At 62.4% G+C, this 21861-nt stretch carries 23 protein-coding genes and 1 pseudogene; 10 read left to right on the top strand and 14 right to left on the bottom strand.

The window, feature by feature from the left end; genetic code table 11:
- Both ACS5Q1_RS36710 and ACS5Q1_RS36705 read left to right on the top strand, forming a co-directional pair.
- Positions 1-669 (top strand): 3-oxoacid CoA-transferase subunit B (locus ACS5Q1_RS36710; protein ID WP_473102872.1); only part of this gene is annotated, 669 nt, incomplete at its 5' end.
- 79 nt (positions 670-748) lie between these two features.
- Complete coding sequence (locus ACS5Q1_RS36705; RefSeq protein WP_473102871.1) at positions 749-1309, top strand: shikimate kinase; 561 nt, start codon at positions 749-751, stop codon at positions 1307-1309.
- A 247-nt stretch (positions 1310-1556) separates the two neighbouring features.
- On the opposite strand, the gene ACS5Q1_RS36700 is transcribed toward ACS5Q1_RS36705, so the two are convergent.
- The 4 genes from ACS5Q1_RS36700 to ACS5Q1_RS36685 form a co-directional block, all read right to left on the bottom strand.
- Positions 1557-2594, bottom strand: a complete 1038-nt coding sequence (locus tag ACS5Q1_RS36700; protein WP_473102870.1) for a Gfo/Idh/MocA family protein — start codon at positions 2592-2594, stop codon at positions 1557-1559.
- A 64-nt stretch (positions 2595-2658) separates the two neighbouring features.
- Positions 2659-3108, bottom strand: coding sequence for a type II 3-dehydroquinate dehydratase (gene aroQ, locus ACS5Q1_RS36695; protein ID WP_473102869.1), 450 nt, complete (start codon positions 3106-3108; stop codon positions 2659-2661).
- Between the two features lie 149 nt (positions 3109-3257).
- Positions 3258-4097 carry a sugar phosphate isomerase/epimerase family protein gene (locus tag ACS5Q1_RS36690; protein WP_473102868.1) on the bottom strand — a complete coding sequence of 280 codons (840 nt, stop codon included), beginning with the start codon at positions 4095-4097 and terminating at the stop codon, positions 3258-3260.
- 53 nt (positions 4098-4150) lie between these two features.
- Entirely contained in the window at positions 4151-4882 is a 732-nt protein-coding gene (locus tag ACS5Q1_RS36685) for a GntR family transcriptional regulator (RefSeq protein WP_473102867.1), read from the bottom strand.
- Positions 4883-5138: 256 nt separating this feature from the next.
- Here ACS5Q1_RS36685 and ACS5Q1_RS36680 point away from each other — a divergent pair, with 256 nt between their 5' ends.
- The 6 genes from ACS5Q1_RS36680 to ACS5Q1_RS36655 all read left to right on the top strand — a co-directional run bounded on the left by ACS5Q1_RS36680 (position 5139) and on the right by ACS5Q1_RS36655 (position 10098).
- Positions 5139-6032: a dioxygenase family protein gene (locus ACS5Q1_RS36680; protein ID WP_473102866.1), complete on the top strand. Its 894-nt coding sequence runs from the start codon at positions 5139-5141 to the stop codon at positions 6030-6032.
- Between the two features lie 63 nt (positions 6033-6095).
- Positions 6096-6878 carry a 2-oxo-hept-4-ene-1,7-dioate hydratase gene (gene hpaH, locus ACS5Q1_RS36675; RefSeq protein ID WP_473102865.1) on the top strand — a complete coding sequence of 261 codons (783 nt, stop codon included), beginning with the start codon at positions 6096-6098 and terminating at the stop codon, positions 6876-6878.
- A gap of 13 nt (positions 6879-6891) precedes the next feature.
- The gene (hpaI, locus tag ACS5Q1_RS36670) at positions 6892-7695 is read left to right on the top strand and encodes a 4-hydroxy-2-oxoheptanedioate aldolase (RefSeq protein WP_473102864.1); all 804 of its coding nucleotides are present in this window, start codon (positions 6892-6894) and stop codon (positions 7693-7695) included.
- Between the two features lie 10 nt (positions 7696-7705).
- Positions 7706-8197: a ribonuclease E activity regulator RraA gene (gene rraA / locus ACS5Q1_RS36665; protein WP_473102863.1), complete on the top strand. Its 492-nt coding sequence runs from the start codon at positions 7706-7708 to the stop codon at positions 8195-8197.
- Between the two features lie 82 nt (positions 8198-8279).
- The gene (locus ACS5Q1_RS36660) at positions 8280-9296 is read left to right on the top strand and encodes a TRAP transporter substrate-binding protein (RefSeq protein ID WP_473102862.1); all 1017 of its coding nucleotides are present in this window, start codon (positions 8280-8282) and stop codon (positions 9294-9296) included.
- Positions 9297-9660: 364 nt separating this feature from the next.
- On the top strand, positions 9661-10098 hold the full coding sequence (locus ACS5Q1_RS36655) for a phasin (RefSeq protein WP_473102861.1): 438 nt from the start codon (positions 9661-9663) through the stop codon (positions 10096-10098).
- A 144-nt stretch (positions 10099-10242) separates the two neighbouring features.
- Here the strand turns inward: ACS5Q1_RS36655 and ACS5Q1_RS36650 are convergent.
- Positions 10243-10953, bottom strand: a pseudogene (locus ACS5Q1_RS36650) (IS6 family transposase).
- A 390-nt stretch (positions 10954-11343) separates the two neighbouring features.
- On the opposite strand from ACS5Q1_RS36650, the gene ACS5Q1_RS36645 reads away from it, so the two are divergent.
- On the top strand, positions 11344-11730 hold the full coding sequence (locus ACS5Q1_RS36645; RefSeq protein WP_473102874.1) for a LysR family transcriptional regulator substrate-binding protein: 387 nt from the start codon (positions 11344-11346) through the stop codon (positions 11728-11730).
- Between the two features lie 87 nt (positions 11731-11817).
- Here ACS5Q1_RS36645 and msrA read toward each other — a convergent pair whose 3' ends face one another.
- The 8 genes from msrA to ACS5Q1_RS36605 form a co-directional block, all read right to left on the bottom strand.
- Positions 11818-12570, bottom strand: coding sequence for a peptide-methionine (S)-S-oxide reductase MsrA (gene msrA / locus ACS5Q1_RS36640; protein WP_473102873.1), 753 nt, complete (start codon positions 12568-12570; stop codon positions 11818-11820).
- 67 nt (positions 12571-12637) lie between these two features.
- Positions 12638-13414 (bottom strand): molybdopterin-binding protein, encoded by a 777-nt coding sequence (locus ACS5Q1_RS36635; RefSeq protein WP_473102860.1) that lies wholly within the window; start codon positions 13412-13414, stop codon positions 12638-12640.
- The gene (locus ACS5Q1_RS36630; RefSeq protein WP_473102859.1) at positions 13404-14228 is read right to left on the bottom strand and encodes a cytochrome b/b6 domain-containing protein; all 825 of its coding nucleotides are present in this window, start codon (positions 14226-14228) and stop codon (positions 13404-13406) included. Before ACS5Q1_RS36630 ends, ACS5Q1_RS36635 begins: the two co-directional genes overlap by 11 nt.
- Positions 14229-14365: 137 nt before the next feature.
- Positions 14366-15190 carry a 3-hydroxybutyrate dehydrogenase gene (locus ACS5Q1_RS36625; protein WP_473102858.1) on the bottom strand — a complete coding sequence of 275 codons (825 nt, stop codon included), beginning with the start codon at positions 15188-15190 and terminating at the stop codon, positions 14366-14368.
- A gap of 75 nt (positions 15191-15265) precedes the next feature.
- Positions 15266-16528: a patatin-like phospholipase family protein gene (locus ACS5Q1_RS36620; RefSeq protein ID WP_473102856.1), complete on the bottom strand. Its 1263-nt coding sequence runs from the start codon at positions 16526-16528 to the stop codon at positions 15266-15268.
- A gap of 10 nt (positions 16529-16538) precedes the next feature.
- Positions 16539-17363 (bottom strand): 3-hydroxybutyrate dehydrogenase, encoded by an 825-nt coding sequence (locus ACS5Q1_RS36615; RefSeq protein WP_473102855.1) that lies wholly within the window; start codon positions 17361-17363, stop codon positions 16539-16541.
- Between the two features lie 144 nt (positions 17364-17507).
- Positions 17508-18770: an MFS transporter gene (locus ACS5Q1_RS36610; RefSeq protein ID WP_473102854.1), complete on the bottom strand. Its 1263-nt coding sequence runs from the start codon at positions 18768-18770 to the stop codon at positions 17508-17510.
- Positions 18771-18841: 71 nt separating this feature from the next.
- Positions 18842-19339: a cupin domain-containing protein gene (locus ACS5Q1_RS36605; protein ID WP_473102852.1), complete on the bottom strand. Its 498-nt coding sequence runs from the start codon at positions 19337-19339 to the stop codon at positions 18842-18844.
- A 241-nt stretch (positions 19340-19580) separates the two neighbouring features.
- Between ACS5Q1_RS36605 and ACS5Q1_RS36600 the strand changes: the two genes are divergently transcribed.
- Positions 19581-20537 carry a LysR family transcriptional regulator gene (locus tag ACS5Q1_RS36600; protein WP_473102851.1) on the top strand — a complete coding sequence of 319 codons (957 nt, stop codon included), beginning with the start codon at positions 19581-19583 and terminating at the stop codon, positions 20535-20537.
- A gap of 3 nt (positions 20538-20540) precedes the next feature.
- Here the strand turns inward: ACS5Q1_RS36600 and ACS5Q1_RS36595 are convergent, their stop codons facing one another.
- The gene (locus ACS5Q1_RS36595) at positions 20541-21752 is read right to left on the bottom strand and encodes an NAD(P)/FAD-dependent oxidoreductase (protein WP_473102849.1); all 1212 of its coding nucleotides are present in this window, start codon (positions 21750-21752) and stop codon (positions 20541-20543) included.
- Positions 21753-21861: the final 109 nt, after the last annotated feature.

Below are 21861 nucleotides of genomic sequence, written 5' to 3'. Positions count from 1 at the left end.
TTCTACGTCAATCTCGGCATCGGCATTCCGACGCTGGTGTCGAACTACATCCCGAAGGGCATGCGCGTGCAGCTGCAGTCGGAGAACGGCATGCTCGGCATGGGCCCGTTCCCCTATGAGGGCGAGGAGGACGCGGACCTGATCAATGCCGGCAAGCAGACGATCACCGAGCTGCCGACGACGAGCTATTTCTCCTCGTCCGATTCCTTCGGCATGATCCGCGGCGGCCATATCGACCTGTCGATCCTGGGCGCCATGCAGGTGGCCGAGAACGGCGATCTCGCCAACTGGATGATCCCGGGCAAGATGGTGAAGGGCATGGGCGGCGCCATGGACCTGGTGGCGGGCGTCAAGCGCGTCGTGGTGGTCATGGAGCATGTCGCCAAGGCCAAGGACGGCTCGGAGGATGCGAAGCTTCTCAAGGCCTGCAATCTGCCGCTCACCGGCACCGGCGTGGTGGATCTCGTGATCACCGATCTCGGCGTCTTTGCCATCGACAAGAAGGGCGGCTCCGGCATGACCCTGATCGAGCTCGCCGATGGCGTGACAGTGGACGAGATCAAGGCCAAGACGCAGGCCGACCTCAAGGTTGCTCTCGTCGGAAGCCTGTCGAACGCAACCGAGGTCGGTCATGCCAAGAAATCTGAGGAGGAAGCTGCCTCAAACTAGATCTCGGTTGGATAGCTTGCTTGCGAAGGTATGATTTCCATCTCGATGCTGTCACTTGAGGAGGGTAGGGTCCTCTACAATGCCGCTGAGTTCTGAGATCTCTGCCATTCGCGAGGCTGTTAGCATCAGATCCCTTGTGCTGATCGGCATGATGGGCGTTGGTAAAACTAGCATCGGCAAGCGGCTAGCAGCCCGCCTACAGTTTCCGTTCGTGGACACGGACAAAGCCGTAGAAGAAGCCGCCCACCTGAGCGTGAGCGACATTTTTGACATTTATGGTGAGGCGGCCTTCCGCGATTGTGAGCAGCGGGTAATCGCCCGCATACTCCAAACTCCTGGCCAAGTGGTCGCTTTGGGCGGTGGAGCCTGGAAGGACACCCGAACCAGAGCGGTCGTGGAGGCGAATGCGATCTCGATTTGGCTTGATGCCGATCTGGCGACCCTCGTTGGACGTGTCCAACGCCGGACGACACGCCCGCTTCTGCAGAACGCCAACCCAGTCAGTGTGCTCGTAGCGCTCGATCACGAGCGCCGGCCGATCTATTCCCTTGCTGATATTCATCTAATGGTCGGCCACGGCTCTCACAATTGCGTCGTCGATAATCTGATCCACGCTCTTGGCCGACACTTGGGCACGTGAACGTCCTGAGGTGTGGCGGGTTCTCTCGGACGACGACACGTATCAGAAGCTTGCATCAAGTCCGACTATCGCCGGCGAATGTCTCCTTTCGGCACATCTTGGAAGTTTGCTGAATGTCTGCTCCGGCAAGGAACGCCTGACTCTCCTGAAGGACGGTCAACTTCAGAGGATGACCCTTTCCAGACGTTCAAGCAGCGGAGTGCACTTCACCAGCACAGTGTGAGCTGCGGCCATCGACTGGCACCAGCTATCCGAGACGAATGAGCTGCCCCGTCTCTGCCGCCTGCTTCACAGCCGCTATAACTTTAAGAGTGTTCAGACCTTCTCTCCCTGAGACACGTGGGGCTTCCTCGCCACGAATGACCCGGCAGAAATGGCGGATCTGCAAAGCGAGAGGGTCCGCCTGATCGACACGAATCCGCTCCTGATGGATAGGCTCATGCCAGCCTCTTTTCTGGTTGTTGTACCAGACATCCAAGTACGGGATCGTCATGGACGCATGGGTGCCCCCGATCTGATAGCAAGCCTCACCAGTCTGCGGATAGGCAGGGTTTTCGCCTGTCGTGAGTTCCCAACTCCATGGCGCGACGATCGCGTCGGACACGGTGATGGTTCCGAGAGCTCCGCTCCCAAAGCGCAACAGAATGGCAGCGCTATCCTCGACGGCGTTCCCACGGGCCGCGTTGGACTCGATCGCTTGCACGGAGACGACCTCGCCGCAGAGATAGCGGAGACTATCGACGTCATGGATGAGATTGAGGAAGACGGGACCTGCACCTTTCTCGCGCCGCCAGGCAATGTCGAAATAGTCGTCGGGCTTATAGAACCAACAGGTGCCATGAACCGCCAGGATTCGGCCCAACCGACCGGACTCGATTGTTTCCTTCGCCTTCTGGATCAGCGGATTGTGGCGACGATGGTGGCCGACCAGGAGGGGCACACCGGCACTCTCGGCCGCTTCCACAAGCTTCTTTGCTGAGTCGATGTCATCAGCAATTGGCTTCTCCACCAGAGCAGGGATGCCGGCGGCGACACTTTCCAAGCCGTTGGCGGCGTGGACTTGGTTCGGCGTTGCGATGATGATCCCGTCAGGCCGACCTATCTCGATCAGAGCGGAGAAGCTTGGAGCCCACCCAACGCCGATGTCCTCGGTCAGGGCCTTCCCAGTCGGTGAGGGATCGACGACGGCCATAAGTTCTGCGTCGGGTGCGGCTCGCACATGCTCGATGTGCCTTTTGCCGATCAGCCCAGCGCCGAGCACGGCGAGCTTCACTTTCCTAGTCATCGCATCTCCCCCTCGATCATGAGACGGAACGAACCGGCGCAGGTTCTCCGCCAGCTTTGCTAGATTAATTCTGGGACTGATCGATAAGGCGGGCGAGGCGCAGAAGGGCCAACGGGTACCCTTGCGTGCCGAAGCCGGCGATCACTCCCGAGGCGACGCAAGACACATAGGAGTGGTGCCGGAAGGCCTCGCGCTTGTGCACGTTCGAGATGTGTACCTCGATGATCGGGAACTCGCAGGTATTCAGCGCATCGAGAATGGCGACCGAGGTATGCGTGAAGGCAGCCGGGTTGATGACGATACCCCCCGCACGCTCCCGGGCTTCATGGATCCAGTCAATAATCTGATACTCGGCGTTGCTTTGGTGGAACGCAATCTCGAGATTGAGCTCCTGTGCCACCCGCCGGCAATCCGCCTCCACATCGGCGAGGGTCTCGTAGCCGTAGATCGCAGGCTGGCGCTTTCCGAGTAGGTTCAGATTGGGACCGTTCAGGACGTAGACGATGCGGCTCATGGCGTTTTTCCTGTTGTAGTCTTGTATCTTGGTGTCAGCAGAGGCGCCCGATGCGGCCCCACCGTCATTGCTCTCCCGCGCGAGCCGTCGGGAAATGGGATGTCCTCAGCCTAGGGGCCGATGATGCGTGGCCTTCCTCGGAGAAGCGGCTACGGCGATTGCAGATCCTGGACCCGGCAGCTCTCAAACAGGGTTTGGGTCGCCTCGAAGACGTGCCGGGCGCGAGCCTCCGCTGGCGCCGTGCTGTCCATCGGGACCTCAACCGAAAGGCATACATCGTCCGGCAGCACGGCGAGCAGTTCACATAGGGGCAGATCTCCGTGACCGGGCGGGAGACGCCTGGACCGGGCTTCCTCGATGATGGCCTCGGTTGATCCCGGTCGCGTTGCCGGAGCATCGCAGAGCTGTGCGCTGCGGATCCGTTGCGATGGTACGGCCTTGAGATCGCTGGGAGACCCACCTGTGCGCGAGAGGTGGAGGGCATCGACGAGAGCACCGCCGTTGGGGCGGCCCGCTGCCTCAACGACCCTAACGGCTTCCGGAAAGCTGGAAACCTGTCGCCAGGCCATGCACTCCAGATCGACGCCCATGCCGAAGCCGGCGGCCAGATCGCAGAGTTTGGCGAAGTTCGCTTCGAGCCGACCACGATCCGGATCGTCACCGCAGACGCTCAGCCTCTTGGCTCCCAACTCACCTGCGGATTCGAGTATCGCCGTCAGCCGCGTCGCCGCAAAGTCAGGGTCGATGATCACGAACTCGATATCGTAGACGCTGACCCCTTCGCCTTGCATGCGCTCCCTCATCTCGCGCATGGCGCTGCTGCCGACCGGGATGGTGTAGTAAGGGGCTCCTGGGAATGCAGGGTGCAACCGAAGGCCCACGGCTGCATAGCCGATCCTTGCCGCCAGGCTGACGAGGTCAAGCGGCGGAACCTCAAGGACCGTGAAATGAGCCAGCCCGAGCGGCGGCGCGTCTTTGGCAATGATCACGATGGTTCCTCCCAAATCGCGGCCTTCTCGCCGCTTGGTTTCGGACCGCGGCGTCAGTCGCCGTCAGCTTGCGAAGCGTCGTTGAGAGCCGCAGCCAGGGCCCTCTTGAGGTTGGTGCCGGTTCTGTCGATGTGACGGCGCAAGGTCTCGCAGGCCTCTGATGATCGTCGTGCCACGGCCGCCTCAGCAATCGCGCTGTGTTCGCCCCGGACGTCGCGGTCGCCCGGATTCGTCGCAAGGAAGATCCTGCGATAGCGGTCGTTCAGATTATGCAGCACTGAGCAGAAACGCAGGAGAAGAGGCATCCCACAGCCTTGGATCAACTGCCGGTGGAAGTCGTGGTGGGCCTCCTCCCAGGCTTCCAGGCTCGCCGGACGGGAGGGATCGCGCTCGATACGATTGAGGCGGTAGAGCGAGCGCATGACGTCGCTTTCCCATTCGAGATCGCCCTGTTCGATGGAGTGTTTGAGAGCGAGCGATTCGAACTCGACGCGAAGGCGGGTCACTTCGGCGAGGTTGCTTGTGGAGACTGGAGCAACCCGGTAGCCGCGCAGATCCTCCAGTTCGACCAGTCCATCCGCGACCAGGCGCGAGAGGGCTTCGCGCAGGGGGCTGAGGCTGATGTCGTAGACGGTGCGCAGCCGGTCGAGGTTGATTTTCGAGCCCGGCTTCATGTCGCCCCGAAGGATCGCCTGACGGATCTCGTGCGAAACCCTGCTGGCGATCGTCTTCTTCTCCCCGTCTTCGGGCGGGTGCTGCATGACCTTCATCTCACCGACGATCACTCCTGACCTCCAATAGGGACCCTTTGCCTCAGCTTCACGGCTCAACTGCGAGCGGACCAGGCAGGTCCCTATGCAACAAAATACAAACAATCGGGCGCATGCGAATGCCGAGCCTCACTCGCTGCGACGATACCACCAATAATCGCCGATTGACAAGATAATCGATTATTTCTAATTAAACGATCATTCGAAGCCCTGGCAAGAGGGTTGGCCGAGCCGCTCGACCGCTACAAGAGGCCTTTTGAGGAGGGAACGGATGATCATCCAGCGTCAGGAAGACGTCACAACAGCCGCTCTTATCGTCATGGAGCAAACGACGGATCCGCGCCTGCGTCAGATCATGGTCTCGCTCATTCGCCACCTGCACGGCTTCGTCCGCGAGGTCCGCCTGACGGAGGAGGAATTCCGCGACGCCACTGCCATCCTGAATGAGATGGGAAAGCTGGCGAGCGACACCCACAACGAGATGGTCCTGATGGCCGGTTCGCTTGGCGTGTCGTCCCTCGTGTGTCTCCTGAACAACGGCGATAACGGCACGACGGAGACCTCTCAGTCGCTGCTCGGTCCATTCTGGCGCCTGAACTCGCCACGTGTTGAGAACGGCGACTCGATTATCCGATCCGATACGCCTGGCCCAACGATGTTCGTGACGATGCGAGTCGTGGATCGGGAGGGGCAGCCGATTGCTGGCGCCGAGGTGGATATCTGGCATTCCTCACCCGTCGGCCTCTACGAGAACCAGGACCCTGACCAGGCCGACATGAACCTGCGTGGCAAGTTCACGACCGATGCTAACGGCCGCATCTGGTTCCGCTCCGTGAAGCCCGCAGGCTATCCAATCCCGACGGACGGCGTCGTCGGACGATTGCTCGAGGCGCAGAACCGGCATCCCTTCCGGCCGGCTCATGTTCATGCCCTCGTGTTCAAGGAGGGTTACAAAACCCTGACCTCGCAGGTCTATGCCGACGACGATCCGAACCTTGAGACGGACGTTCAGTTCGGCGTGACCCGTGCGCTCGTCGGCAAGTTCGACCGCCATGACGAACCGCATCCAAGCGAGCCCGACGTGGAAGTGCCCTGGTACTCGCTCGACTACACATTCGTGATGGAGCCGGGCGAAGCCCGCCTGCCGAAGCCGCCGATCAAGTAACCCTTGTTCCAGACCTGGCCCGCGGCAGCCGCCGACTGGCCCCATGTATGAACGGATGCCACGATGCTGACCGATGACGAGCGCCGCCGCGGCGCAGAGGATCTCTACAACGCCGATCGCGAGCGGAGAGTCATTCCGCAGTTGAGCCGGACCTTTCCCAACATCGAGCTGGAGGATGCCTATGCCATCCAGGACATGTGGGCCCAGAAAAGGATCGCGGACGGCGCCCGGATCATCGGCCATAAGATCGGTTTGACGTCCCGCGCCATGCAGATGGCGTCCAAGATCACCGAGCCCGACTACGGCTATCTGACGGACGACATGCTGTACCGGGATGGCGCCCAGATCCCGGCCGGGCGCTTTATGGCGCCCCGGCTCGAGGTGGAGCTTGCCTTCGTCATGAGCGAAACGCTGGAGGGGCCGGGCATTCAGATCTACGACGTCATGCGGGCGACCGAGTTCGTCGTGCCTGCCCTCGAGATCATCGACTACCGGACGGAGGTGCCCCGGGCCATTACGGATACGATTGCCGACAATGCGGCGGCCGGCGGCATGATTGTGGGCGGCCGGACCATTCGACCCATGGATGTCGATATCCGCTGGGTCGGCGCCACTCTTTCGAAGAACGGCATCATTGAAGAGTCCGGCGTGTCGGCCGCCATCATGGGCCATCCGGCGGCGGGGATCGCCTGGCTCGTCAACAAGCTCCATGCCGTGGGCGCTCGGCTCGAGAAGGGGCAGATCGTCCTTGCGGGCTCCTTCACGCGGCCCGTGTCCGTTGCGCCGGGCGACGTGATCCACGCGGATTATGGGCCGCTTGGAGCGATCGGCGTTTCGTTCGTCTGACAGGAGAGAGCCGATGCAACTCCCCGAAAATCGATTCAAGCAGGCGTTGAACGAAGGGCGGCAGCAGATTGGGCTTTGGTGCGCCCTGTCGAGCCCCTACGCGGCAGAGGTCGTCGCCGGGTCGGGGTTCGACTGGCTCCTGTTCGATACGGAGCACTCGCCCAGCGATGTCGAGATTGTGTTAGGCCTGCTTCAGGCCGTTTCGGCCTACGACGTCTCTCCGATCGTTCGGCCGGCGAGTAACGATACGGTGCTGATCAAGCGCTACCTCGACATCGGCGTTCAGACACTGCTCATTCCTTATGTCCAATCGGCGGCGGAGGCACGGAGCGCCGTCGCCGCAATCCGCTATGCCCCCGACGGTGTCCGGGGCGTCTCGGCCCTGACTCGCGCAACCCGCTTCGGCCGGGTGGAGGGCTATGCCCGCCGAGCCGCCGATGAGCTCTGTCTTCTCGTCCAGATCGAAACCCAGCAAGCGCTCGATGAGCTGGAGGCCATCGCAGCAGTGGACGGTGTGGATGGCGTCTTTATTGGCCCGGCCGACTTGGCGGCGAGCCTCGGGCATGTCGGGGACCAGGGGCACCCTGACGTCAAGGCCGCCGTTGAAGATGCCGTGCGGCGGATCCGAGCCTGCGGGAAGCCCGCCGGTATTCTGACGGGAGACACCGTGTTCGCCCAGCGTTGCATCGAGATCGGCACGACCTTTACCGCTGTTGGCGTGGACGTGGGCATTCTGGCCCGTGGCACGGAGAAGCTCGCACTACAGTTCCAGGCCGAGGATACGTCCTCGCCGCACTCTGTGGCCAACGCTCGTTGAGGAGAGGCTTATGTTCGCAACCGCCGACCTCATCGATGCCCATGAAGCCGTCCTTCAATCTTGTGATCTCCAGTTTCGTGACTTCGGCAGACGGACCCGTTTCCATGGGCCCATCCGGACGGTCGCCTGCCGTGAGGACAACGTGCTCGTTCGTGCAACCTTGTCGCGGCCGGGCCATGGCAGTGTGCTCGTGATTGACGGTGGAGGGTTGCTGCATCGCGCCCTTGTCGGCGATGTGGTTGCAGGGCTTGCCATCGAGAATGGCTGGGCCGGGATTGTGGTCAATGGAGCTATCCGGGATGCCGCCGCGATAGCGGCGATGCAGTTCGGTCTCAAGGCGCTCGGCACCAATCCCCGCCGCTGTGCGAAGACCGGCGTCGGCGCCGTCGATGTCCCAGTCGCCTTCGGCGGCGTGATCTTCACGCCTGGGGCTCACCTGTACGCCGATGAGGATGGGATCGTGGTCTCCAAGCAGGCGCTTGAGATCATCAGGAGCGGCTGAGCCGCATTACGAATGCTCGAAGTGCCACATACAACAAGAACAATGGCGCTTCGAGGAGGTATCTAACCAGGAGGAAACACATATGAGACACCTCAAGTCACTACTCACATCGGCTCTCGTCGGAGCCGCTGCCTTGCTCGCAGGCGAGGCGAGCGCACAGGTGAGCGAACGGACTCTCCGCTGGGCGCAGCAGAATTCCCTGGAGCATCCACAGGGTCAGGGCGCGAAAAAATTCGTCGAGCTCGTCGAACAGAAGAGCGGCGGCAAAATCAAGGTCAGGGTGTTTCCGAGCGGTCAGCTTGGGGGAGATATTCAGAATGTGTCGGCCCTTCAGGGTGGCACGTTGGACCTGATGGTGTTGAATGCAGGCCTGCTGGTCGGCGTCGTGAAGGAATTCGCCGTTTTCGACCTGCCGTTCCAGTTCAACACGCCGCAGGAGGCCGACGCTGTCGCGGATGGCTCTGTCGGCAAGAAGCTGTTCGACAAGCTGCCCGAGAAGGGCCTAGTCGGACTAGGCTACTTCGAGCTTGGCTTCCGCAACGTCACCAACAGCAAGCGTCCCATCGCCAAGTTGGAAGACTTCCAGGGGCTCAAGCTGCGGGTGCTCCAGTCGCCCCTGTTCATAGACGTGTTCAACACCCTAGGGGCCAATACGATCGCGATGCCCTTCCCGGAGGTGTACACCGCCATGGAACAGAAGGTCATCGACGGGCATGAAAACCCGTTCACGGTGATCGCCGACTCCAAGCTGTACGAGGTGCAGAAGTTCGTTTCGACGACGCGCCACATCTACAACCCGCAATCTGTGATCATGAGCAAGAAAAGCTGGGACAAGCTCTCGGACGAGGAGAAGACGATCATCCAGTCGTCCCTGGACGAGGCCAAGACCTATCAGCGCCAGGTCTCCCGCGAGGCTGAAGCCAAGGCGATTGCGCTGCTCAAGGAAAAGGGCATGCAGATCAACGAGGTGTCGCCTCAGGAGATTGCCCGCATGCGCGAGAAGATCAAACCGGTTCTCGACAAGTACTCCAAGGAAGTTGGCGAGGCTCTGGTTGCCGAGGTGAATGCCGAGATCGCCAAGAAGCGAGGCACGAACTGATCTCCCTGACTAAGGTGGGCTGGCTTCCCGGCCCACCTCCTTTGGCAGCCGCTGACCCGGCACTTGCCATGTCGAGCTTAGCCCGGCCGTCCGTTAAGGCGACTCGGTAGTGACTCCAGATATACTCGGCGGAATGTCTGAAAATGGCATATCCCAGACTTGGGCCATAGTTCTACGTTCGGGCGGTTCGCGGACGTTCAGCAACGCCAAGCAAGACTGTCCGGCCTGAGCTTCAGCGTCGGCCGACCAGTCATGCGATCCTTTCCGCGACAATCAGCGTTTCTCCTCTGCGGTGCAGCGGGACCTTCGATCCGAATCAACCCAACAGGCTGCGGCCGCTAGAACAGCCGAACGGAGATCGATCATGACCGATGCAAGACAGACCAGCTTCGAGGTTCCTGCGCAGATGCGCGAGGGCGCCGAGAAAAGTCTCGAACAGGCCCGCCAGGCGCTGGACACCTTCCTGGGGGCAGCCCGCAGGGCCGCTGACACCATGGAGCAATCAGCGGACACCGCTCGGGCCAGCGCTCGGGACGTAACCCAAAGGACCTTTTCCTCCGCGGAGGAGAACATCCACGCTGCGCTGGACATGGCCGAGCGGCTTGTCCGGGCCAGGACCCCTCACGAAGCTGCGCAGATCCAAGCGGAGTTCGTGCGCGCGCAATTTGAGGCCATGCAGGCCCAGATGCGCGAGTTCGGCGCGAGCATGCAATCGGCTCTGAGCCAGACAGGCTCAAGTCAGACAAGCACCGACCAAACTGGCGGAACGGCAGGCTCAAGAAGCAGAAGTACCAGAAAGTAAGGCCGGAACAGCAGGAGCTCGAAATGAGTTCGCCTCGGTCACTCCTCCTGTGGCCGGGGCCGCACTCACTGACACCTTCTCCCTATCGTTCGGGCACCGTCAATTTAACGAGCTGAAGGCAAAGCGCCTTACTGGGGCGGCAGATCAGAAGCCCACCGCAACGCCCGTCACCTCGGCCCAAGCCGTGAAAGCTCGGGCGCGGGACTGGCGATAATCAGCGGCGTTGGAAGTTGCGGGACGACGGAAGAGATTTCCCACCTGATCGTGAACGGAGAGGAAGCGCTGGGCCTGCCCGGCGGACTTGAAGCGCTTCATGATGCGCTCCCGTCGGCGGGTCGGCTGATGACTGTTTTCGGCGCGATTGTTCAAGCCTCGATGCTACCGATGCTCCACATTGGGCATAACGGCTCTCTTGGCGGCGGCGTAGCTGGCCAGCTTGTCCGTGATCATCACGCGCGGCGCCGTGCCCTGCTTCTTGAGCAGCTTGCGCAGCAGGCGCTTGGCGGCTGTGGCGTTACGGCGGCTCTGCACCAGAATGTCGAGCACGATCCCATACTGATCCGCGGCACGCCACAGCCAAAGCTTCCGGCCGGCGATGCTGATCACGACTTCATCAAGATGCCATTTATCTCCGGGTGCGCGCAGGCGCCTGCGGATCTGGTTGGCGAAGCTCTGGCCGAACTTCAGCGCCCACTGCCGGACCGTCTCATGGCTGACCTCGATGCCTCGTGCCGCGAGCATCTCCTCGACCATGCGCAGGCTCAGGGGAAAGCGGAAGTACAACCAGACAGCATGGCTGATCACGTCAGCCGGGAAGCGATGACGGGCATAGCGGGGATGGCGAGACGGGTTCATCCCTCACCTATGCCAGCATCCCGTCACCTCCTGGTTAAGCTGACGGTGCCGTTGGGGCGTAGGAAGGTCGAAGGAGAGAGATGGCGCAACGGTCATTGAGACGGGATCAGACAAACCAGCTTGAGCACGAGAGCTTCGAGCGCGTAGAACTGATTGGGACCTGATCCGCGTACTCCCATCCGGGCCCGCGGCGTATGATCGGCCGCAGTTGAGGCCGCACACATGTCCGCATCCGGCCTGCGCGCTATACCAAACCTGAAGATTCTTCTTGCGTTACCAGGGGCGTCTACACATGTGCCCAATGGAGCGCTAACGGAGTACGTAGCAGGAACATGAGCCCAGATCTTGCGCTGCGTCCATGCGCCCGATGCGGGTTAACGACACCAGGACCTGGACGGGGAATGCTACATCCATCGCACGAATTGCGAGTTTGCCGGCTACGCCGATCCGGTATTCCAGGCGCAGAATGTCAAATGCACCGCCGTCTACTGGAGCGAGCGGGATGACTGGACGCTAGCCATGGTCGCGGTAGGCCTGGGCTGGGCCTTCATGCCGGCCAATTCGGTCAATCATCCGGCTGTCGTCGGCCTGCCAATCATCGAGCCGGAGTTCTGGTGCGAGGTGAACCTCGTCACCGTGCGGGGTCGGCCGCACTCGCCGGCCGTCGGGGCACTGGTGCGCGAGGCGATCAGGACGCGCTGGTTCGGCAAGCGGGCTTTGGCGGTGGAGCGCTCCAGAGACATGCCCGAACCAGCCACCCTGTTCCCCCAAAGCTGATGGATCCGCAGGGCTGCATGCAGTCCCGATGCGGCCATCGACTGACGACGTTCGCGTGGTTCAAGGCGACGTCCGTGCCGGCCACACTCAGGTTCCCAACTTTGTGACCAGAACGGGAGTGTCGCGATAAAGCTCCGGGAACAGCTGCTTCAAATCAGCGATCTTCGGAAGATCGTTGATGACGATATAGGGATAACGAGGGTGCAGGGTCATAAAATCCTGATGGTAGGCTTCAGCCGGATAGAACCCGGTGAGCCGATCCGCCGTGGTGACGATCGGCTTCGGGAACACCCGGGCTTGATTCAGCTGGTTGATGTAAGCCTGTGCGACCTCGAGCTGGGTGTCGTTTGCTGCGAAGATCGCAGAGCGATACTGCGATCCGACATCCGGCCCCTGCCGATTAAGCTCCGTTGGGTCATGCGCTACCGAGAAGTAGATCTGCAGGATCTGGCCCAAACGGATCTGGTGAGGATCGAACGTCACTTTGACGGACTCTGCATGGCCGGTCCGCCCTGAGCTGACAATCTCGTAATGGGCTGTGTCTGACGTTCCGCCGGAATAACCGGAGACGGCGCTCGTCACGCCTTTCACATGTTGGAACACGCCCTGGACACCCCAAAAACATCCGCCCGCCAGAACAACGGTTTCAGACGCCCCGCTGACTGGCTCGTCAATCACCGGCGGTGGGATGATGACCGCTGCGCTGGCGGACAAATCCGCCAAGCGCCAGAGGCCGAATCCGACGGCGGCCGCCACCAGAACCGGTCCACCGATTGTCTTCTTCACATGGCGATGAAGAGCTGTTGCGAGCCTGCTGCCTATTGCCTTGGATGACATCATTTGCTCCTCCAAACCCGAAACACGGCAGGCCAAACTGACGGCTTGACGGAATGACAAAGAAAGCCGGTCAGATGCCCGCATACCATTCGTAGCCGCGATCCTCCCAGAAGCCGCCGCGGCCAAGAGCAATCCCGGCAAGGCTCTCCACGAGTTCGATCCGCATGACGTACTTCGCCATCTTGTAGCCGAGCTGACGTTCGACACGCAGCCGCAGCGGCGCCCCATGCGGGATCGGGAGCGGACCCCCGTTCATGTCGTAGGCCAGGATCGTCTGTGGGTGATAGGCATCCTCGAACCCGATGCTCTCGTAGTACTGGCCGGTGCCATCCAGCGTCGGCTCGAGCGTGTCGGCACAGCGAAAGACGACATAGCGTGCCCGGGGTTGCACGCCCGCCTGCTCCAGTACATGCGCCAGCGGGACGCCTGTCCACTTGCCGATGCAGCTCCAGCCCTCGACGCAATCATGCCGCGTGATCTGCGTGCGCGAGGGCATCGCCCGGAGTTCGGCCAGAGAGAGCTGTTGCAGGCGCTCGACCAAGCCGCCGACCTGCAGCCGCCAGTCGACGAAGCCTTTCTCGGCGAGGGTCTGGTAACCGACATCATCGACTGCGGTCGATCCGTTCGCCTTGAACACCGGCGAGAGATCCGCCTCCGTGTATTCGCGGGCAAGCGGGCCTGAGCCTAGCAGAAACCGCTGCGCCCTCAGGGTGGCGCTCTCGGCGCTGTCCAGGACCTGCCGGAACCAGGGTGCCTCGGACAGGCGGTTGCAGCCGCCGAGCGCCAGCGTTCCGGCCAGGGCCACGGTGCGTTTGAGAAAGTTGCGCCGATCGGGATCAGTTCGCATGGACCCCTCCCGGAAGGACATAGGTTCCGGTGATCATCGAGCGCAGGTTGTTCCAGGCCCCCGACAGCAGGACCATGGCGACATGCACAAGGACGAACAACACCAGACCGGATGCGGTCAGGAAGTGGATCGTGCGGGCGGACTGCCGGCCACCAAAGAGGGTGAGGAGTTCCGGAAAGGCGGCATTCATCCCTGGGGACATGGTCAGGCCGGTGAGCACCACCAGCGGCAGCAACACAAAGGCGACGGCAAGATAGGCCAGCTTCTGGAGCACGTTGTAGTGCCAGGCCTCGTCACCGCGCGGGAAGCGCAGGAGCGTGTGCTCCCGGATCGTATGCCCGATTTTTCTGAGCTGTCGCCCGGTTGGCAGGAGGTCGCGGCGCAGATGGCTGCTGACGAGACCGTACAGGAGATAGACAATGCCGTTGAGAACGAGCAGCCAGGCGAAGAAGAAGTGCCAGCGGCGCCCGGTTGCCAGGTCCCGGTAGCTTGGGAGCGTCAGCCAGGGCGGAAAGCCGCGTGCGTGGATCCCTAGTCCGGGTTCAGCTGAGGCGCCGAGGAAGCCTGTGGTGTCGAACGCATGTCCAAAGATTTGCGTGACACCTCTGATGCCGGCCTCATCGCTGTTGGTCGCCGTCAGGGCGAGCACGGGATGGTCGAAAGCGGAGGCTTGGCCCCAGTAGAGCGCCGGATGGGCGTTGAAGATCTGGAGGCCGCTCATCAGGAGGATGAGCAGGCAACCGGCGTTGATCCAGTGGGTCACACGGACGGTGACGGAATGCCGGCGGATGGAAGCCGTGGGCTGCTCGACCATGGTCGTCTCCCGTTACAATGGCTCCATGCGGTGATCACGGTACATCCAATCCGGATGCGCGGATGCACAGACCGCAACACGATTGTGTGACCGCAATACCCATGGTGCCGAAATCCAGGGCCTGTCGTATTGTCTCGTCAATGGGCGGTCCAGCCGCCGTCGATCGGCAGGGCCGCACCCGTGATCGAAGCGGCGGCATCGCTGGCCAGGAAGGTGGCGAGAGCCCCGATCTCCTCGACCATGGCAAAGCGCTCGTTCGGCTGCTCGGCCAGCAGGATGTTTCGGATCACCTCCTGGCGCGGGAGGCCATGCGTCCTGACCTGCTCCGCGATGTGCGCCTCCGCGAGGGGCGTCCAGACGTTTCCGGGGCAGATGGCGTTGCAGGTGATGTTTTCCTCCGCCGTCTCGAGCGCGACCACCCTGGTCAGGCCCACGATTCCGTGCTTGGCCGCCGCATAGGCCGATGTGAGAGGTGCGCCCACCAGCGCAAGTGCCGAGGCGATGTTGATGAAGCGGCCCCCGCCCTGGCGGCGCATGGCCGGAAGGGCGAGGCGGATCGTGTGAAAGGCCGAGGACAGATTGATGGCCAGCACTGCATCCCACTTGTCGACCGAAACCTGATCGATCGGGCCGACATGGAAGATCCCGGCGTTGTTCACCAGGATATCTAGGCGACCAAAGCTCACCAGGGCAAGGTTCACTATGCCGGCGATCTCGTCCGGCCTGGTCATGTCGGCGGCAGAGTAGACCGCCTTGCTGCCGGTCTCACGCTGCAGGCCGTCCACTGCGTCTTCGATCTCCTCGGGCTTGCCGAAACCATTGAGGACGACCGAGGCTCCCGCAGAGGCGAAGGAGCGGGCGATGCCAAGACCGATGCCGCTGGTGGAGCCCGTGACAAGCGCCACCTTGCCGTCGAGGATCCTCGCGGTATCGACCGCCGGCTGAGGGAGGGTGAGGTTCATGAGACTTCTCCTGGACAGATCAATCAGATCCAATCCGTTCGTTGATGAGGGGCGCCGGTCCGCATCACCGGCACCTTATCCGGCCGTCATCATCGCACCGGGCCGGGCCTCGTGCAGGATGAAGCCCTCCACCGGATCGAACTCCCCGGACCAGGGAGCCAGCTCAAGAACGCGGCTCGTATCGGCATATCCGGCCTCCCAACGCTTGCGGATCCCTCCCGGGCTGAAGTCGATATCCTTCGTGTGATCCTCGCCGTCCAGCGGCGGCGCCAGCAATCGGACGACGTGCATGCGCGTTAGACAGCCGTAGCTTGCCAGCTCCCTCACAGCCTCGGTCTTCTGCTCCTTCTCCGGCAGGCAGCGCATAAGCTCGGCAATTACGTGGCGGAGGCGATGGATCTGCTTCTGCCGCGCGATGTGAGTGACCGCGCGGCTCGAATATTGGATGTCCTTCTGGCGGCTCATGACCTGCCAGATCGTGTCCGGCTCGGGCCCTTGTGGGTTCCAGATATGGACCGCGAAGATGACCGAGTTTTTCCGCGGGTCGTCATCGAACACGGCCTCGACCGGCGTGTTCGACAGGATGCCGCCGTCCCAGTAGAGATCGCCGTCGATGCGCACGGCCGGAAAGGCCGGGGGCAGGGCACCGGAGGCCATCACATGGCGGATATCGAGATCCATGTCGCGGTTGTCGAAGTAGCGCATCTCGCTGGTGCGTACGTTGGCGGCTCCCACCGTCAGGCGGGTCTCTCTCCCGTTGATCCGGTCGAAGTCGACGAGTTCGGAGAGAGTCCGCGCGAGAGGCGAGGTGTCGTAGTAGCCGGCGGCCTCTGATCCAAGGGGGACGTGAAGGCCAAGAAAAGCCGGCAGGTTCGGCCTGAAGAAAGCTGGAATGCCCTGGGCGATCGTCGTCAGGTTCGTGGCCAGTGGTCCCACCAGCGGCCATGCCCCCAGGAGCTCCGCCCAGGGACTGTGCTGCATCCGGCTCCAGAACTCTCGGAGCCGCTCCAGCCGATCCTCCGGCGCGTTGCCGGCAATCAGGCTGGCGTTGATGGCTCCGATCGAGGTGCCGATGACCCAATCCGGCTCGACTCCAGCCTCATGCAAAGCCTGGTAGGCGCCGACCTGGTAAGCCCCGAGCGCGCCGCCACCCTGCAGCACGAGGACGATCTGACCGAGTTCCTTCGGGACCCGGGGCAGACGGGCCGGCACGACGTCCGGGAGCCGCTGTTCGGTGATCGCTTCAGGCGGGGTTCCGGTTCGCTCGAGTTCGGTGATGACCGCCGCGTCGGACCCCTTATCCATCCGGAGGCCACCGGGTGTGAGGTGTGTCAGCATGGCCTCCTCCTTAGTGAGCCGTCCAGCCGCCATCGACCGGCAGAGCGGCGCCCGTAATCGAAGCCGCGGCATCGCTGGCCAGGAACGTGGCGAAGGCGCCGATCTCCTCCACGGTGGCGAAGCGCTTGTTGGGCTGCTGTGCCAAGAGCACGTCCCGGATGACCTGCTCGCGCGGGATCCCGTGGGACTTGGCCTGTCCGTCGATCTGGGCCTCCACCAGCGGGGTCGAGACATAGCCCGGGCAAATGGCATTGCAGGTGATGTTCTGTTCCGCCGTCTCGAGGGCGACCACCTTCGTCAGCCCCACGATCCCGTGCTTGGCGGCCACATAGGCCGCCTTGAACGGGGAGGCGACCAGCGCATGTGCCGAGGCGATGTTGATGATGCGGCCGCCACCCTGCCGACGCATGGCCGGGAGTGCCAGGCGGATCGTGTGGAAGGCGGAGGAGAGATTGATCGCCAGAACTGCGTCCCATTTCTCGGCCGGGAACTGGTCGATCGGGCTGACATGCTGGATGCCGGCATTGTTCACGAGGATGTCCAGGCGGCCGAACGTCTCCAGGGCAAGATCCACCATTTCGGCGATCTCGTCCGGCTTGGTCATGTCGGCGGCCGAATAGACCACCTTGGCGCCGGTTTCACGCTGCAGGGCTTCGATGGTGTCGTTGATCTCCTCGGCCTTGCCGAAACCGTTCATGACGACAGAGGCTCCGGCCAAGGCGAATGAGCGGGCGATGCCAAGGCCGATCCCGCTGGTGGAGCCGGTGATGATGGCGACCTTGCCGTCCAGAACTCTCGCGGGACCGGTCGCTAGTTGGGTGAGGGCAACATTCATAGTGATCCTCCTGCATGGTTGTGGTGCACTGTCAGGGTGGAACGGCGTCCAACCCGTTTGACGATGGCAGCGAGCGGCTCGGACCTGAAATGCCGGTTTGCTACCTTGTTGATAGAAGGCCGCTATCGAGCGTCCCGGATAGGCCTAGTGGACAGCGGCCGGAGACGGGGTCGGAGCATCGCGCCCTGTCCCGGGCAATGGCATCTCGGATGCAGGCCGTAACCGCACGGCCAGAAGCGCTGCGACGAGCAGCAAGACCCCAACGCATGTGACACACGCCGTCCAGCCATACCGGTCGAAGACCTGGCCCAGGACCGCGCTGCCCACCAGTCCGCCGAAAAAATACGCCGCCAGGTAAAGCCCACTCGCTGAGCCCCGGTCCGTCGTGGCCGCATGGCTGACAAAGCCCGTCGCGGTCGCCTGGGCAAAGAAGGTGCCGATCGCCACAAGCATCAAGCCGATCAGGACTGCGGAGAGGTTCGGAATGACAAGAAGCGGCAAGCCGAGCCCCGCAACGGCCAAGGATCCCCAGAAGGTGGGTCGGGTCCCGAACCGTTGCACCGCGCGATCCGCCAACAGGGTGGTGACGATCGAGGGCGCGAAGACGAAGTAGACGAACCCGAGAGTCATTTGATCGATCACGATTGGCTCGCGCACCAACACGAAATTGACATAGGTGAAGGTGCCGATGAAGGCGAACAGGATGCAGAATCCGATGGCGAAGCTGGGTCGCAGGAGCGGGTTCTTGAAATGCTCGGCCCAGATGGCGATGGGGGACCGGCTCGGTCCCTCCGGCATTGGCATTGGCGCCGTTTGCGTCAGCCAGAAATAGACGATCACTGCGCCAAGTAGGTTCAGTCCGCCAAGGGCACAGAAGGTTGTCTGCAGTCCGAGATGATCAGCGAGCCCGGCCGCAAGGAGCCGGCCGAAGAGGTTGCTGGCCACGTTCCCGGTAATGTAGGCCGCAAAGGCTCCGCCGGCGTCCATGGCGCTACAATGCTCGCCCAAATAGGCGAGGGTGAGCGTGAAGGCAGAAGCCATGCACAGCCCTTGAGCAATCCGCAGCATCGTGAAGGTCGTGAGATCAGGTGCGACGGCGAGAAGGGCCGTGGGGATCGCAAGCACTGTAAGGCTGATGAGGATCCCGCGTCTCCGGTCGATGCAATGGCTGAAATAGGCGACGGCCAGGCAGGCGGCCGCCATGCCCATGGTGGTTGCGTTGACAGCAAAGCCCATTGCGGCCGGGGTCACGCCATACGACCGAGCCAGCGCCGGCAGGATGGCCTGGGTGCCGAACAGATCGACCACTGTCAGGAAGGCGATGAGACCGATCAGAACAGTTCGCTCCAGCGTACTCGCATGATGGTCATGCATTGGCATTGACTTGTCTTGGGCAGCATCGGTCATGATCCTCTCCCGTCGCAAAGGCAGGGTGGCGCCCAAGCGGAACGTCGGGCGCCATGCGCCTAAACGGAGCCTCACATCATGTGAGCATCCGCCTTGGGCTGATCGTGGAAGATGTCGGAGGACAGCAGCACCACCGGAGCCTTGCCGGTGTTCTTCCACCAGTGCTGGACACCGCGCTTCTCGACCGAGACCTCGCCGGCCTTGTGCAGGATCGGCACGGAGCAGTTACTGGCGTACTCCTCGATCGTGCCCGACACGATGTAGATCAGCGCCGGCCGGTCCTCGTGGCTGTGCCAGGGCACGACGCCACCGGGCTGAACTACCAGCCGCCGGGTCCGCAGCTGGCGGTCCGTGAGGTTCACTTTCTCCTTGGACAGGTCGATGGAGGCGAGAACCGTGTCCGTGACGCCCTTGGGCTTCGTCTCCCCCGTCGTGCGGAAGCCGGGGTTCACCTTGTCCGCCGGGCACTCCCCGGCACTTGCGGGGGCGGCGAGGACGGCGCCTGCCACGAGGGCAACTGCGCAAAGTCCGTGCCGGATCATAACAGGGCCTTGAATTCTGTTCAGCATGACGATGTCTCCTCTGTTCCGCCGCGCTGAAGGGGAGGCATCCAGGCGGAGCCGGCGCGATGCGGTGATCCGATGGTCGAGCAAGCGAGCACCGATGTGAAATGCCGAGCAGACTTCGACTTAATAGCCAAAAGCTATCACCACGGCAGACGGCACGGGGGTATAGATTAAGGCTCGGGGTGTGGCCGCGGGCATGGGCAGCTACGGCCAATGTGATCGGGCCTCGTTGAGGAGGACTCCAATGGAGATGCATCAGATCCGGTATTTCCTGTCAGTCTGCGAGGAACTTAACTTCACCCGGGCGGCGGAGCGCTGCTATGTGGCCCAACCCTCCCTGACCCGGGCCGTCAAGCTCCTTGAGGAGGAGTTGGGAGGTCAGCTCTTCCATCGGGAGCGCACCAACACTCATCTGTCGGAGCTTGGGCGCATGGTGAAGCCCCATCTCGAGGAGGTCTATGCCCAGGCACAGGAGGCCAAGCGGCAGGCGCTCGACTTCACCAAGCTCAGGAAGATCAGACTTAGGCTCGGCGTCATGTGCACCATCCAGCCGGATGAGCTCATTGACCTGGTCAGCGGTCTGCAGTTGCGGCACCCGGGCATTGAACTCGAGGTGGTTGACGCCAGCGCGGGCCAGTTGGAGGACCGGCTCCTGAACGGAGACCTTGAGGTGGCGATCTACTGCATCCCAGGCCAGGAGCCGGATGAGCGCTTGCATTACATGCCGCTGTTCCGGGAGCAGTTCATGATCGTGGTGTCGCCCGACCACCCTTTGGCGCAGCGCAACACCATTCGTCCAAGCGATCTCACGGGTGATCGTTACCTCAACCGGGTCAACTGCGAGTTCTTCTGCTATGCCGGGGCACTCTGGCGGGAGCATGGGTTCGAGGGCTGCGAGACCGTCTACCGCAGCGAACGTGACGATTGGATCCTGGCCATGATCGCAGCCGGTCTCGGCTTCGGCTTCATGACGCAGAGCTGCGCCAAGCACCCTCTCGTGGTCTGCCGTCCCATGGTCGATCCCGAGTTCTGGCGCGAGGTGAACCTCGTCACTGTCCGCGGGCGTCCGCATTCACCCGCGGTGGGCGCCTTGGTCAAAGAGGCGATGCGGGCCCGTTGGCTTGGCCAGCCAGCGATCGCCGCGAGTGTCGAGAAGAAACGGATGGCTGTCGAGCAGCCACCCTTTGAGCTGGCTGAATGAGAGCTATGCCGCCCCCTTCATGCGTGCCTTCGTCATAGCGACAGCCGGAGCGCCATGTTCGAGTTCAGAATCGGAGCCTGTGATGAGGCGTGTGCCGCGCTGGAAACTGAAATAGGTCCAGGCCCAGTTCATCGCCACGATCAGCCGGTTGCGGAACCCGATGAGGAAGTAGATGTGCGCCAGACTCCACAGCCACCATGCCAAGTAGCCACTGAGACGGAGCCGGCGAAACTGCACCACGGCTCTCTTCCGGCCGATGGTGGCGAGCGATCCTGGGTCGCGGTAGCGGAAGGGTGGCAGATCATCGCCGGCAAGCCTGGTCCGGATCAGCCTGGCGACATACCTGCCTTCCTGCTTCGCCACAGGAGCAACTCCGGGGAGAGGCTTGCCATCCATGTCGAGCACATGGGCTGTATCGCCGATAACGCAGATGTTCGGATGCCCCGGCACGCTCAAGTCTGGCGCAACTTTGACCCGGCCAGCCCGATCGGTCTCGGCCCCAAGCCACTGGCCCGCCTGCGATGCCTGCACGCCCGCAGCCCAGATGATCGTGCGCGTCCCGATCCGCTGATCCGCGATTGAGACACCAGCCTCATCGCAGTCGGTAACGGCGGTCGAAACGCGGACTTCGACCCCGAGCTCTTCGAGCGAGCGCCGTGCCGCCTCCGAGAGGTGCTCCTCGAAGACCGGCAGGAGGCGCGGGCCCGCTTCGACCAGGACGATGCGAGCATGCGTCGGATCAATCGAACGGAAGTCGGCCGCCAGAGCCTTGCGGGCCAGTTCGGCGATGGCGCCAGCCATCTCGACGCCGGTTGCGCCACCACCAACCACCACGAACGTGAGCAGGCGATTGCGCTCCTCCGGGTCTGTTTCAAACTCGGCTTTCTCGAAAGCCAGCAGGATCTTTCGGCGCAGGCCCGTCGCGTCGTCGATCCTCTTGATGCCCTTGGCAAACGCTTCCCAATCGTCGTGGCCGAGGTAGGCGTGCCGGGCGCCGGTCGCGAGAATGAGATAGTCGAACGGAATCCTGCGATCTCCAGCCACCACCTCACAAGAAGCCGTGTCGATACCGGTGACCTTTGCCAGCATCACGGAGGTATTCCGCTGGCGCTTGAGGATCGTACGAATGGGCGAGGCGATGTCGGCCGGCGACAGCGCTGCCGTCGCAACCTGGTACAGCAGGGGCTGGAACAGGTGGTAATTGGGCGGATTCAAACGGTCGTCGCAACATGGATTCTGTTGACCTGCCGCAGCCATTCGTCAAGCGCCTCTGCAGGGGTTTTCCAGCCCAGCGTCTTTCTCGGCCTTGAGTTGAGGGCGGCCG

The sequence above is a fragment of the Microvirga sp. GN3 genome (assembly GCF_055792825.1).
The sequence above is the reverse complement of the archived record's forward strand: the minus strand, read 5'-3'. Positions and strand labels throughout refer to the sequence as shown.